The organism is Brachyspira pulli, assembly GCF_036997785.1.
Classification (GTDB): Bacteria; Spirochaetota; Brachyspiria; order Brachyspirales; family Brachyspiraceae; genus Brachyspira; species Brachyspira pulli.
Genome location: NZ_JAWLQI010000004.1, coordinates 69,794 through 85,004, shown reverse-complemented (window position 1 = coordinate 85,004; position 15,211 = coordinate 69,794). Strand labels below are relative to the sequence as shown.

Here is a 15,211-nt window from a genome sequence, read left to right as displayed (position 1 = left end):
TTAAAAATTATTGAAAAAATCAAAATTAAAGAAAAAACTGTTATTTTTTTTAGTCTTTTTTTCTTTTTTTATTACTAAATTGTCTGTAGAATTATTATTTCCGTAATAAGAATATCTAAGTTTTCCAGATAAATCCTGATAGAAAGTTCCTTTTGTAGTTTTTAGTCCATCAGCATATTTTGGATTTAATGATATAGCTCTGTTTAATGCCTCTTCTATTAAAAATCTATTACCTTTGCTTTCTATTAATGCTTCAGCTTTATTTATAAATGCCAAAGGCTCTTCATTATTAATTTTTATTGCTTTATCATAATATTCTATAGCTTTTCCATATTCATCAAGTTCTCTGTATATTACACCTAAATTAATATTCGCGACATAGCTTTTTGGCTTTAATTTAACTGCTTTTATCATAGCTTCTTTTGCTTTTTCAGGATTTTCTGCATATACATAACTCATTGCAGTAAAATAATTGGTAGCATGATTATCTAATCCTTTTTCTATAGATAATTCAAAATTTTCAGCAGCTTCTTCATAGCCTTCTAAATTAAATAAAGCTCCTCCTATGGCTTCATATAATTCTGCTGTATCTAGTCCCTGTTCTTCAGCTTTTTCTAATAAATATAAACTTCCTTCATGATTTCCTTCTTTTTCTAATTCTACTGCTAAATCAAAAATTAAATTTGCTGAGGCTGATATTTTAGGAGTTTCTTCTTTTTCTTCTATTTCCACTAAGTCTATATCTGTTAATTCATTTATCATAGCTATTGACAAATCAAAATATGAATTCTCTTTCTCTAAATCCATATTTAAATTACTTACCGCATAATTTTTTAGCAAATTAAACTGTACTTCTTTTTCATCTTTGCCTGACATATCAACTATGCTGTCTACAATATATTTTTCATCTGTTTCGAGCTTTTCTATTTTCTTGATATTTCCAAGCAAAGGCACTTCTATATCTTCAAGTTCATTTAATTTTGCTTTATCCAATGCTTCAAAAAATTTATCAGCTATTTTACTATTAGATAAAAGTGTATTATAAAGGCTAATCATACTTATTTTATCGCTTGGATTTATTCCTATTTTATCCATCATAGGTTTTAACATCATCAAATCATTAAGTGAGTAATTGCCTTTAGTTGCTAAAAAGAAATCAGAAATAATGCATAGCATTTTTTCATTATTATTTTCTAAGTCTTTATATAATACTCCGTCAAAGTCTAAATATTCTATTGTTGACTCAAGATGTACAACATTCATACTTCTTTCAAGTTTATCTATTCTTGTAGATTCTCTAATCAAAGCAGACATTGACATAGTCATCATTTTCTGCATTTGAGAATATACTTCATTAAATTCTTTATCTATTTGAGTAACTAGGCAGTTGAGTTTGCAGTTTACTCCCATTATAGCATCAAAAGTTAATTTACCCTGCTGAGCTAGTTTTTGTATCATCTTTATGCAGGCTTGCTGAGATACGGCAAAATCTCTGTCTATTTCGCCTCTTAATTTTCTGTTTTTTCCTGTAATATCTCCTACCAAATTTTTTAAAAAACCTTGATTTGCTAATTTTTCGGCTTTTGCTTTTCCTGCAGATATTGCAGAGCTTGCCTGTGCTGCTAATCTTGTTAATTGTTTTCCATTGTCTTTGAACTCTTCATAAGTTTTATCTACATACTCATCTATTGCAGTTTTTTCTTCTTCTGTTAAATCTTTATCATAAGGCATAGGTAAATTAAAGTCCATACTAAACTCCGATTAAATATGTTTTATACTATATATTATATATATAAATCATTGAAATTCAAGTTTTATTTATATGTTATATGCATTTATAATAATTGTAACTATCAATAAATGTATTCCTTTATATTAATTATATGTTTTTATTATAAAAAAATTATATGACAAAAACTATCGTTTTATTCTATATTATTATTTTATTTTTTGGAAAAGAAGCCCACCAAAGCGGAATTTAGATTTATAGTATTTTAACCGCACGGTGGATAAAATTAAAAATATTAATTGATTAATAATTCAATTTAAATTAAGTGTATAACTAGATAAAACGTGCGTAGATTAGATAAAAAATTTAATTTAAACTTGGGTGGGGCATGCTTTTTATATTTAGGTAATAAAGATATATAAAACAAAAATTTAAAATAAAATAAAATAAAAAAGATATAGGGTGGGGTGTGTAAATAAAGTTTTAAAACTTAATTACATTTGCCCGCCCTCTATCTTTATAACTTTAATTTACAATTTTATTTTTATTTTCTTTATTGCTTTAATTAGAATTTATAGTACCCACCCAAGTGTTTTTTAAATTTAGAGTGAATATAACGCACGATGAATGAAATTTTAGATATGAATTTTATTAGTAATACAATTCAATTAATATAGAATTCTATTCACCGTGCGTGGTGTAGAGTAACAAACAATAATAATTAAAAATCTATTTTAGTTTTTGTGTCTGATGATAATTTTATTCCTTCTATTATCTTTATGGATTCCAAAGCAGTAGAAGCATTTGAAATAGGTTCGCCTCCTTTTTCCAAACATTCCATTATATTATTAATGGCATCAAGCATTCTTTCATTACCATAATCTTTATTATATTGTTTAATTAATGTTAATGCTTCATAATTAGAACCAGCTTCATTGTTATTCACTTTTTTGTATTGATATAATTCAAAACTATTTCCATTGTTGTATAATCTTATTCTTCCATTTTCTCCCATTATATCAATTTCAAGCATATATTTAAATGGAGAAGTACTAACAGCTTTAATGAATCCGATAGCACCAGATTTGAATTTTATCATTCCGCATCCGCCATAATCATTAAAGCCATGAACTTCTCTTATAAAATCAGTTTGTTTTTCACCTATAACATATTCAGGTTTTGAATTAGTGAAGTAAAGCATTAAATCTATAATATGACTAGCACTTGTATGTAGGGCAGTAGCACCATAACCAACTATTGTATATATTTTTCCAATAGCATTTTCTTCTATAAGTTTTTTAATTTCTTTATTGATGTTATCCCATCTTAATATATAGTTAACAGCAAATACAGTATTATTCTTTTTTGATAATTCTAATATTTCTTTAGCTTTATCTATTGAGTATGATAAAGTCTTTTCACAAAAAATCGCTTTCACTCCGGTTTCTATACATTTTTTAGCTATTTCATAATGAAGTTCTATAGGTGTGCATATACTCACAATATCAAAATCATTTTCTTCAAGCATTTTATTATAATCAACATATCCTTTTTCAATATTTTCATCTTTTTGAATTTGCTTAACTAAATTCAAATCAGTATTACCGCATATAGCAGTAATTTTAGTGTTTTTAGTATTTTGATAAGCCTTTATATGTGACCAAATTATTTTTCTATTAGGGTCTTTATCTATGAAGTAAGCAATTTGTCCAAGCCCTATTATACCAACTTTGTACATAATTATCTCCAATTTTTATTTTTTATATTGTACTATTAAAGAGAATAAAATACATTAATTTTTAATAATGTATGTATTTTAAATTCATAATTTTGTTCTTGACAATGAAATTTTTTTGTATTATAATATTAACATATAAATCTTCGGGGCTAGGTGAAATTCCATACCGGCGGTAAAGTCCGCGAGCCTTTTTGATGTATCTCTTTCAAAAATGGCAGATTTGGTGCGATTCCAAAACCGACAGTTAAAGTCTGGATGGTAGAAGATATTAATGTAACTTACTACATAAAATTTGGCTCTAAGTGTTTAAACATTTAGAGTTTTTTTGTTTGTAGATTTCTTTTTTACCTTCCTAAAAACAATTCCTAAAGATTAAAAAAATTTTATAAAAGAGTATTAGTAGTATGCAGGAAAATATGCATGAAAAATACATGAAAATGGCTATAGAAGAAGCAAAGAAGGGAGAAGGTTTTACAAGTCCTAATCCTTTAGTTGGTGCTGTTATAGTGAAAGACGGAAAAGTTATAGGTATTGGATATCATAAAAAATACGGTGAAAATCATGCTGAAATCAATGCATTTTTGGATGCAAAAGAGAAAGGCGAAAATGTTGAAGATGCTGATATATATGTAACTTTGGAACCTTGTTCTCATTATGGAAAAACTCCTCCTTGTGCTGATGCTATTATAAAAAATAAATTAAAAAGAGTAATTATAGGCTGTGTTGATTCCAATCCTAAAGTGGCAGGAAATGGTATAAAAAAATTAAAAGATGCTGGAATTGAAGTTATAGTAAATGTGCTTGAAGAAGAATGCAGAAAATTAAATGAGGTTTTCTTCTATTATATAGCTAATAAAAGACCGTTTGTTGTTATGAAATATGCTATGACTATGGACGGTAAAATTGCTACTGTAAGCGGAAAATCAAAATGGATAACTTCAGAAAAAACAAGAGAGCATTCTCATAGATTTAGAAATAAATACTCTGCTATAATGGTTGGAATAAATACTGTAATAGAAGATAATCCTACACTCAATTGCAGACTTCAAAATACTAGAAATCCTATAAGAATAATTTTGGATAGTTCTTTGAAAATAGATTTGAATTCTAATATTTGTAAAACTGCTAAGGAGATAAAGACTTTTATAGCTACTGTTAGTAATGATGATAAAAAAATAAAAGAACTTGAAAGTTTTGGAATAGAGATAATAAAAACAGAAAATGATAACGGCAAAGTAAGTTTAAATGATTTGATGAGAATACTCGGAGAGGAAAAAAATATTGACAGTGTGTATGTTGAAGGCGGTGCTACTTTACATGCAAGTTTATTGAAAGAGAAATTAGTGAATAAGGCATTGATTTATATAGCACCAAAAATATTCGGAGGATCAAAAGCAAAAACTCCAATAGGAGGCGAAGGAATAGATGATCCTGATAATGCTGTTAAACTTACGGAAGGCAGCATAACAAAAATAGAAGACGATTTGTTTTTGGAGTATTATATAAATATAGAAAATAAATAATTGTTATTAATATAAATTGCAGTCCTTTTGGTTCTTTGGGCCACCAAAAGAACTGGGGTCTGGGGCAAAGCCCCAGTTATAAAGCGAAATTGAATAAGAGGAAATTATTTAACAATGTTTACTGGTATAGTTGAAGAAATAGGAACTGTTAAATCGGTACAAAGCAAAGTTATTACAATAGAAGCTAGCAAAATATTTGATGATTTGCATTTAGGTGATAGTGTTGCTGTTAATGGTACTTGTTTAACTGTATCTAGTTTTGATAATAAAATATTTAATGCAGATGTTACTCAAGAAACTTTGAACCGTACTAATTTAGGAAGTTTAAAAAACGGAAGTAAAGTTAATCTTGAAAGAGCTATGACATTAATCGGAAGATTCGGCGGTCATATAGTAAGCGGACATATTGACGGAGTGGGAAGTATTAAGTCTATGAAGAAAGATGATAATTCTATTATACTTACTATTGAAGTGCCTAAACACTTAATGAAATATATAGTAGAAAAAGGTTCTGTTGCTGTTGACGGCATAAGTTTAACAGTGGCAAGTTTAACTGATAATACTTTTTCTATAGCAGTCATTCCTCATACATTGAAGGAAACTGTGCTTTATTATAAAAAAGAAGGTGATAAAGTTAATATAGAAAATGATGTTATAGGCAAATATGTTGAAAGGCTTTTAACATTTAAAGAAGATAATGAAGATAAAAAATCCAATATCACTATGGAGTTTTTACTCAAGAATGGATTTTAATATTTTTTAATAATAAACTTTTACAGCTTTTTGATGATGAAAAAACTGAATAAAAATATAAATGGAGTATAAAAATGGAAAATGTTTACAGTACAATCGATGAAGCTTTAGAGGATTTAAGAAACGGAAAAATTATAATTGTTTCTGATGATGAAGATAGAGAAAATGAAGGCGATTTAATCTGTGCAGCAGAATTTGCTACTACAGAAAATATCAACTTTATGGCTACTTATGCTAAGGGTTTGATATGTATGCCTATGAGTAAAGAAATTACTAATAAATTAAATTTAAATCAAATGGTTACAAAGAATACTGATAATCATGAAACAGCTTTCACAGTATCTATTGACCATGTTGAAACTACAACAGGAATATCAGCAGTTGAAAGATCTATCACAGCTTTAAAAGTTATTGATGAGAATTCTAAGCCAGAAGATTTCAGACGTCCTGGTCATATGTTCCCATTACTTGCAAAAGATGGCGGAGTATTAGTTAGAATGGGACATACTGAAGCTACTGTTGATTTGATGAGATTAGCAGGTTTAAAAGAATGCGGTTTATGCTGTGAGATTATGAGAGATGACGGCGATATGATGAGAAGAGATGATTTAATTGATTTCGCTAAAAAACATAATCTTAAAATGATAACTGTTTCTGATTTAATTGATTATAGAAAAAAGAATGAAGATTTAATGGAACTTTATGCCAAAGCAAAAATGCCTACTAAATATGGTGAGTTTGAAATACTTACTTTCGTAAATAAAATAACAAAAGAACATCATGTAGTTTTAACTATTGGAGATATTTCAAGCGGAGAAGATGTACTTTGCAGAGTTCATTCTGAATGTTTAACAGGCGATGCATTAGGCTCTAAAAGATGCGATTGCGGTGAACAATATGATTATGCTATGAGAAAAATTGCTGAGGAAGGCAGGGGCATAATGGTTTATATGCGTCAGGAAGGAAGAGGAATAGGACTTGTTAATAAATTAAGAGCTTATGAACTTCAGGACAGCGGACTTGATACAGTTGATGCTAATATAGCTTTGGGATTTAGAGATGATATGCGTGAATATTATGAGGCTTATCAAATGCTTAAAAATTTGGGAGTTAAGAGCATAAAAATAATGACTAATAACCCAGATAAAATAAAGTATTTGAATAATTACGGACTAGAAATAAAAGACAGAGTACCTATACAGATAGAGGCTTCAGAGTACGATGCATTTTATCTAAAAACTAAGAAGGAAAGAATGGGCCATATTTTAGATTAAAATTTTTATGCGATAAACGAGCAGCTGATAACTGACAAAGGAAGTTATCAGCTATTATTAAGCGAGTTTATCGCTAGCAATAATAAGAAAAAGCGAGCCGAAGCCAGCAAATAATTTATTTATTTGCTGCTTATAGGCTGAGGCGAGTATAACAGTAATAGAACAAGTTTTTTATATATAATAAAAGAATGGGTCATATATTATATTAAAATTTTTATGCGATAAACGAGCAGCTGATAACTGACAAAGGAAGTTATCAGCTATTATTAAGCGAGTTTATCGCTAGCAATAATAATAAAAAGTGAGCCGAAGCAGCTAGTAACTTTAGTTGCTGGCTTATAATAGCGATGGCGGCATAGCAATAATAATAAAATTTTCTAGCAAATTTAAAAAATATAAAGCTAGATAAATTGCGAGCCTCTGGTAACTGACGAAGGAAGTTGCCAGAGCTTTTAAGCGAGCAATTTTCTAGCAATTTAAAAAGGATGGTTAAGATGAAAACTTTTGAAGGAAAACTCGTTAGTGAAAAACCAATTAAAATTGGTATAGTGTGTGCAAGATTCAATGAATTTATTGTTTCTAAACTTTTGGGCGGTGCTTTAGATGCTTTATCTCGTCATGATATTAAAGATGATGATATTAGTGTTGCTTGGGTGCCTGGTGCTTTTGAAATTCCTCTAATAGCTTCTAAAATGGCTAAATCAAAAAAGTATGATGCAGTTATTTGTTTGGGTGCTGTTATAAGAGGTTCTACAACACATTATGATTATGTTTGTGCTGAAGTATCAAAAGGTATTGCTAATGTTTCACTTAATTCTGATATACCTGTAATGTTTGGTGTACTTACTACTGAAAACATTGAACAGGCTATTGAGAGAGCTGGAACTAAAGCAGGTAATAAAGGCTTTGATGCTGCTATGGGTGCTATTGAGATGGTTAATCTAATAAGAGAAATAGAAAAATAATTCAAATAAAAGCCATATTTATAAAAAACAAGGTCGAATGGCCTTGTTTTTTTTTGAATTTATTTGTTATATTTTAATATAAAATAATAAAATATAAAAAGTAACTATATACTTTTTATGAATTTAATATATTATTTATTAGTAAGTATTATCAATTAAGGAGTGTGTGATATGGACTTGAAGGGATCGAAGACAGAAATTAATTTGAGAAATGCTTTTATAGGTGAGGCTATGGCTAGATGCAGGTATATGTATTATGCTGAGAAGGCTCGTGAAGAAGGCAGGGAAGATATAGCTGCTGTATATGAAAAATTTGCTAGAAATGAACAAGAGCATGCCAAGATATGGTTTGAAAAATTTCATGGTATTCCTAATACTGTAGAAAATTTAAAAGAATCAATCATAAATGAAAATTATGAATCTATAGATATGTATTTGTCTTATGCTAGAACTGCTCAAGAAGAAGGATTTGATGATTTGGCTATGGCTTTTATGAATGTGGCAAGAATAGAAGATGGTCATAAAAAGAAATTTCAAAGTCTTTTGCAAGATAAGTCTTTTGAAGTAAAAAATTGGCAATGTGATATATGCGGCTATATTGATTTGGCAAATGAAAATCCTCAAATATGCCCTGTTTGCAAAACTAAAAAGTCAAAATAATAATTGTTATCATATTCTATTATAAGTGAGTATTGACTTATAATAGAATATTTAGTTTTATTGTATTATTTTAAATCCCACACTTTATTCTTTATAATATATTTATAAATTTTTGTTCTAATTTTCTTTATATCCAAAATAGAAAAAGCATGCCCGCCCAAGAGTTATTTAAATTTATAATTTCTTTAACGTACGGTTAATGTATTTTTATTTATAATTAAAATTGTATTATTGATTAATTTATATTTATAATTTTGTTTTTCGTGCGGTGTATAAATATTAAATTTAAAATAAATTAGGGTGGGTGTTAAAAAATTCTTTTTAAACAGTAAGGAAATAAAAAATTAAAATAGAAGATATATTAATTAAGAAATAGGGTGGGAATGAAAGTAAGTTTTAAAACTTTATTGACATTTGCCCGCCCTTTATGCTTTATAATAAATTTATGAATTTTTATTTTAATTTTCTTTATATCCAAAATAGAAAAAGTATGCCCACCCAAGTGTTATTTAAATTTATAATTTCTTTAAACGCACGGTTAATGTATTTTTATTTATAATTGAAATTGTATTATTAATTAATTTATATTTATAATTTTATTTTGCGTGCGGTATAAAAATAAAAAAGTTATAACTATTCTCCAAAAATAGCATTAACTAAATTCATCTTATCATCATTTTCTTCATTTATTATTTCTTCAATACCAAAGAATATCAAACTAGATAAAGCATCTGGAAAATCTAAATAGCTGAACACATCTCCTTTAATACTGCTTCCTTCTAGTGAATCATCAAAATTTAGTAACTGCCTTAAAGCTATATAACCGCGTCCATTATTTGTTTGAAGCCATTTATCTGTATCGGAGCCGTCCGGAACTTTCTGCCAGCTTGATGGAAAATATACTTTATCATATATTAAATAGCTTGCATTTACTATTCTCTCTGCCTTATTCTTATGCACATAAAATGGAATAACTTCAAAATGTTTTTCTAATCTTTTTACTAATTCTTTTTGAGCAAAATTTGATTCGCATAATATTTTTTTTATATTTCTTATGCTTAAAAAATTTATTATGCTTTCATCAGTGGTTGAGTTAGTATCATTACGCATAAGACCTGAATCTATTAAATAAATGCTGTCCCCAATTTGTGTATATATTATTGCTGATGTAAAACAATTATATTCTCCGAATGCAGGATCCACTATTGCTTTATGTTCTGAAGAATTAATTTTATTTATATTTTCTTTTAAATTATCATCATAGAATTTTAATTTTGAATATAGGAAAATTTTGCCTTGTTTATTTTTTATTTTTCCAAGCCAAATATGATCATACATTTTTGGCATAAGTTTTAAAGTAGAAAGTCTTGATTTATTTAATATGTCGCTGAAATAATAATTTCCATCATAATTTATAAATGTAATTAATATATTATTATCTTCATATTCATGATATGGATACTCTTTATTATTTTTATCGGTGTAGAATTTTTTTATTAATTGAAATTGTGATACAGTTTTATATATAAAGTCTGTTTCAAATCTTGGATTGAATGCTATCCATATTTCACTTTTATTTGCTCTTATAGAAGGTTCCAATATTTCGTAGCTTCTTTGTGTGAGAGTTTGAGCTTCTTCTATAAAGCATATTCTTACATTATAAATGGATTTAATTTCTTCAATAGAACATTCTCTAATACCCAAAAATATAAATTTACAATTTGTAATTTTATTAATAATTTCATTTCTTTTTATATTAAAAAACTTTTCTAATTTTAATTCTTTTATAATGCTTATTAAAAGAGGGTAGGTTGAATAGCTAATTGATTTTTGTATTTCTCTTGAGCATAGTATTACACCGTTACTTTCAAAACTTTTAGCTATTAATATTCTTGCTATGGATTCGCTTTTTCCGCCTCCGCGTCCTCCGAATGATATTTTTAATCTCTTTTCAGTATTTGCCCATTTCTCAAAAGGCTTCAAAATATTAAATTTGATATTCATAATTTTTTCTCATAATTTAATTGATATTAAAAAATAATATCTTCATATAAAAAGCAAAAATTATAAGTAATTATAAGTGAAGTTTGTTTTTGAATTAATTTCACGCACGCTAAACTAAATAAAAAATATAAATAAGTTAATAATACAATTTTAATTATAAAGAATGATTTTTTATTGTTGCTAGCGATAAACTTATTATTATATATAAAAAATCTCGCTTTAAAATCTCTATCAGCTTTTAGCTGATAGACGCTCAATTTTTTATTTTTAATGTAGCTGACAACTAAAGTTATCAGCTGCTCGTTTATCGCTTCAAAAATTAATAACATAATTTATAAACTTATATTAGTAATATTAACAATAATAAAAAATAATAATTTATTAACCGTGCGTTGAATAGATTTTTAAATCTAATAACAACTTGGGTGGGCAGCTATATTTTCTGTATTAAATGTTAAGATAAATGATATTATAAATTGAAAATAAAGCAGAAAATTTATAGGGTGGGGTTTTAGAATAAATTTTAAAGGTTTTATTTACACTTGCCCGCCCTTTATATTTATTGCTTGATTAGCTATTTTTGTTTTTATTTTCTTATGAATTTAAATTAGTTAATATAGCACCCGCCCAAGATTTTTTTAAATTTATAGTGAGTTTACCGCACGATTAAATTGTATAAATATACAGTAAAAATAAAAAATTAAATTTGTACTATTATATAGTCTATTTACCGTGCGTTATATAAATAAAAAGTATGTATTTTTTTAAAAAAAGTTACAAAAATTAATACTGTCTTTCGGAAGACATAGAAAATTATTTTTTTAATTCTGTTATAATGCAGAATTGCAGTATCTATTGCAAGGAAATATTTAAGGAAATATTTTATGAAAAAAGAAAGCATAAATATATCAGACAGAAAGTATAATATAAAATATTATACTGCTTCAGATGAAAAAGCAAAATATCCATATATACTTCCTTCATTAAAAACATTGATATCAAAAGGTAAAGAATGCTATATAGTTTCTAAAATATCAGGTGATAAACCATATAGCGTAGAAATAGCCAACATTTCAGAAAATGAAGGAATATTCAGATATGACTTTTGTGATTTTGATGTATACAAAGAAGATATAAAAGGCATAATGACAAATTATAAAGATGCAATATTGTTTTTTGAAATAGGAGTATTCGCAGATATATACAGTTATTTAAGAAGCCATTTACAGCTTGATATAATAAACTGCTTTTCAGATGACGGCAGTATAGATATTTCTAGTGTTAAAGATAATATTTTTGATAAGCTTCCTATAAAGAAAGATAAACTCATAAAAAGAATGCAGAACTATTATGATGATAATAAAAACTGCATTCTTCCTTCCTATAAAGTTCAGTATAGTATTATTGAAGAAGATAAAAAGCCTGTTAATAAAGTGCTTTATTCTGTGTATCATCTTCCAGTGCTTGAAAAAATATCTGAGCTTGAAAATATGAAGTTAAATTTAAAAGATATAGCGGATATTTTCTTCAGCGATGATAATAAAGAAAATATTAATAAGTATTTAGTAGATAAAATCATTTTAAATAAAATTAAGTCAATAGAAGAATCTATTAAGCATTTGAATTATGATGAACTTACAATCAGAATAGATGGTTTTAAATATCTCAAAGAAATTTCTTTGTCTAAAATAATAGAACATATATTCTGCTTATATTATGTTTTTCAGCATGATAATATATTAAAAAATACTTATATATCTTCTATTAAAACAGTACTAGATCCTTCATTAGAAATGGAAGAATCTTTATCAGAATATTTTTCTAATGATGCTATATATTTTGATAAGATGTTTTATCATTTCGTACAAAGAATAAAATATTTATATCTTAAAATGGATATAAAGTTTGACTGTTTGTTTATAGGTTTAGAAGAATACAGAGAGTACCAATACAATGAAGTAGTAAAATTATGTATAGATAAGTACAATGAAATGAAGAATGAGTTAAAAGACTTATTTTCTGAATTGTATTCTGATGATGTTGTTAGAATGTACGGAATGCATAATTTGAGTCATGAAAATTATTTTGAAAATGAAAATAAATTCAAATCTATTTTTAATTACGGGCAGCATTATGTTAGTTTAATTATAAGGGCTGATTTTCTAGAGTTCTTATGTTCATTTGCAAGTTTTAGAATTGATTATGATATAGTTGATAGGTGTGAAGAAATTATATTTTCTAATATAGAGAGTAAAAAGTACAGCAATAAGAAAATCTATAATATAGCTTCTATTATAGATGATATAAATACATCTTTCTATATAGCAGAAACTTTATACTTTTTTAATCTTTACAGTATAAAATCTTACAAAGATATACTTGATTCTTTGCATTCTTGTTTAGTGAAATTATCTTGTTTGAATTATGAATTATTAAAAGAGTATGTAAATAGTAAAGATACTGAAAATTATATTGATGAATTCAATCTAATGCTAAAAATTGCTGAAGAACATAAATGTGTTGATGATATTTCAGTAAACTCTAATAAAGAAGTAATTAACTTTTTGAAAACTCTTGAAGAATTGAAAGATGTAAGAAAGTATGAGGATATATTTATAAATAATTCTTTCTTTATTTATAATCAGGAAATTATTTATAGCGAAGAATATGAAGAAAAGCTTGAAGAAAAATTAAAAAAAATGGAAGAAAAAGAAAGAAAATTCCAAGAGGAAGAAAGAAGTGAGAGAAAAATATTTTTTGATGCAAATTATAAAACTATATACAAAGCAATTATGTATGACATCAAAATGAAAGAAGCAAAGGATTTTGAATATGATGAAAACTATATTGAGAAATCTTTTATAAATGCTCTTGATTATATGTACAGAGTATCATACTACAAAGAATATTTGACAATTAATAATGCTGATTTAAGTGATCTATCTAAAAAAACAGAAATATTTTTAGATAAAAATAAAAAACTAAAAACAGCTTTTATGGATTTATCGAAAGATATAAAAAATGTATAGAAACTAATTAAATTGATAATTAGTGAAGAATAAAAAACTTCATTTGTTATAAATAAAAAATATAAAACTATAAGGGGTTATTATGAAACACTTAAAAAAAATTATTTTTGCTTTTGCTATGATAACAGCATTAAGTACTTCTGCATTTGCAGCAAGCGGATTTGAGTTTATATTTAATGTTCCTTTCGGACTTAATATAAATTTACTTCCTCAATATAGCATGTATGAAACTCAAGAAGCAAAAAATGGAACTTACTATCATTCAGGTAATAAAGTAGGATTTGATGCTGGAGTATCAGCCCAAATAGGTTATATGTGGCAAGTAAAAGATAATTTTGGAATAAGTCTTTTAGGCGAATTAGGATATAGTTTTGACAGTTTATATGCTAATTTTGATAAAGCAAAAATACAAGATCCAAATAACAGTATTGGACAAATTGATGCTCCAAATGATCCAAAATTAGGAAATGCTTCATTTTATACTCATAATCTTAAAATAGGTATACTTCCAAAATTTAATATAAAAGCATTTTCTATAGGAATAGGACTTGGAGTTATAGTTCCTATGGCTGTAGAAACTACTTGGAAAGATGAGGCAGTAAAAGCATTATTTAAAGATGCTTCTACAAAATTTATGAGTTCTGTAGGTTTTTATGGTAAATTAACTTTTGATTATTCAATATTCTTCACAGAAAAAATAGCTATGAATATAGGATTATACACAGGAGTTGATGCTATTAATTCTATAAATACAACTATTGATAGTTCAGGATATCATAGCGAAGCACCATTATTGAGTTATGATATAGGTTTGCAATTAGGATTCAGATTCGGACCTAAGGCTTTTAATTAATTTTGATTATTTTATTAAATAGGTATGTTTATATTATATTCATACCTATTCAATTTATTATTATAATAATTAGGGGGATAAAAAATGAAAAAAAGAATTTTATCAATTATTTCATTATTAATTTTAATAAGTCTATTTGCCGTAAGCTGCAGCGAAAAAGGCACAGACCCTACAAATACACCAAATAAAGGAATAGAAAATTATCAGGGAGATTGGAAGCTCGAAGGTCAAGATTACAACCAAACTCCTGTAAGCGGAACTATTAATATAGCAGCAAATGGTACTATAACAGGAAATGTAAAAAATTTGATTCAAGAAGGACAATCTATCACTAAAGATAAAATAACAGATAAAGGCAATGAAACTTATGAAATTACTATAATGGAACAAGATGGATTTAAACAAGTTTTTGAATGTACATTTACTTCTGATAAATCTGCTGAATGGAAAATTAAACAAACTGGAGCACAGGTTCCTGGAGGATCTGCAGTTGCTGGGCAGGGAACTTTAGCTAGACAATAAAACTCATTGTCTTTTAATTAAAGATTAATTATAAAACCTCATGCTTTTTTAAGTATGAGGTTTTTTAATACTCATATACTAAAATAATTATGTACTGTCAATCTTCTATTGTTATTTTAAAACTTTGGTGTAGTCTAAATTTAGGTTATACACTTATTTAA

Annotated in this window: 11 protein-coding genes and 1 riboswitch; of the genes, 8 read left to right on the top strand and 3 right to left on the bottom strand. The window is 26.8% G+C overall.

What is annotated here, in order from left to right; all coding sequences use genetic code 11:
• Complete coding sequence (locus R4K56_RS02125; protein ID WP_335771622.1) at positions 1-1,749, bottom strand: tetratricopeptide repeat protein; 1,749 nt, start codon at positions 1,747-1,749, stop codon at positions 1-3.
• Positions 1,750-2,450: 701 nt separating this feature from the next.
• A complete protein-coding gene (locus R4K56_RS02120; protein WP_335771621.1) occupies positions 2,451-3,467 on the bottom strand; it encodes a Gfo/Idh/MocA family protein in 1,017 nt (338 codons plus the stop codon).
• Between the two features lie 135 nt (positions 3,468-3,602).
• Positions 3,603-3,738: riboswitch (FMN riboswitch) on the top strand.
• 133 nt (positions 3,739-3,871) lie between these two features.
• Here R4K56_RS02120 and ribD point away from each other — a divergent pair.
• From ribD to R4K56_RS02095, 5 genes are all read left to right on the top strand, one after another.
• Positions 3,872-4,990, top strand: coding sequence for a bifunctional diaminohydroxyphosphoribosylaminopyrimidine deaminase/5-amino-6-(5-phosphoribosylamino)uracil reductase RibD (gene ribD, locus R4K56_RS02115; protein ID WP_335771620.1), 1,119 nt, complete (start codon positions 3,872-3,874; stop codon positions 4,988-4,990).
• Positions 4,991-5,104: 114 nt separating this feature from the next.
• Positions 5,105-5,743, top strand: a complete 639-nt coding sequence (locus tag R4K56_RS02110) for a riboflavin synthase (RefSeq protein ID WP_335771619.1) — start codon at positions 5,105-5,107, stop codon at positions 5,741-5,743.
• 74 nt (positions 5,744-5,817) lie between these two features.
• Complete coding sequence (locus tag R4K56_RS02105; protein ID WP_335771618.1) at positions 5,818-7,017, top strand: bifunctional 3,4-dihydroxy-2-butanone-4-phosphate synthase/GTP cyclohydrolase II; 1,200 nt, start codon at positions 5,818-5,820, stop codon at positions 7,015-7,017.
• Positions 7,018-7,511: 494 nt separating this feature from the next.
• Positions 7,512-7,982, top strand: a complete 471-nt coding sequence (gene ribH, locus R4K56_RS02100) for a 6,7-dimethyl-8-ribityllumazine synthase (RefSeq protein ID WP_297300536.1) — start codon at positions 7,512-7,514, stop codon at positions 7,980-7,982.
• Positions 7,983-8,153: 171 nt separating this feature from the next.
• Positions 8,154-8,642, top strand: coding sequence for a rubrerythrin family protein (locus R4K56_RS02095; protein ID WP_335760152.1), 489 nt, complete (start codon positions 8,154-8,156; stop codon positions 8,640-8,642).
• A gap of 633 nt (positions 8,643-9,275) precedes the next feature.
• On the opposite strand, the gene R4K56_RS02090 is transcribed toward R4K56_RS02095, so the two are convergent.
• On the bottom strand, positions 9,276-10,646 hold the full coding sequence (locus R4K56_RS02090; protein WP_335771617.1) for a phage terminase large subunit: 1,371 nt from the start codon (positions 10,644-10,646) through the stop codon (positions 9,276-9,278).
• An 884-nt stretch (positions 10,647-11,530) separates the two neighbouring features.
• Here R4K56_RS02090 and R4K56_RS02085 point away from each other — a divergent pair.
• From R4K56_RS02085 to R4K56_RS02075, 3 genes are all read left to right on the top strand, one after another.
• Complete coding sequence (locus R4K56_RS02085; RefSeq protein ID WP_335771616.1) at positions 11,531-13,675, top strand: hypothetical protein; 2,145 nt, start codon at positions 11,531-11,533, stop codon at positions 13,673-13,675.
• 82 nt (positions 13,676-13,757) lie between these two features.
• Entirely contained in the window at positions 13,758-14,528 is a 771-nt protein-coding gene (locus tag R4K56_RS02080; protein ID WP_335771615.1) for a hypothetical protein, read from the top strand.
• Positions 14,529-14,612: 84 nt separating this feature from the next.
• A complete protein-coding gene (locus R4K56_RS02075) occupies positions 14,613-15,050 on the top strand; it encodes a hypothetical protein (protein ID WP_335771614.1) in 438 nt (145 codons plus the stop codon).
• The last annotated feature ends 161 nt before the right edge of the window (positions 15,051-15,211 follow it).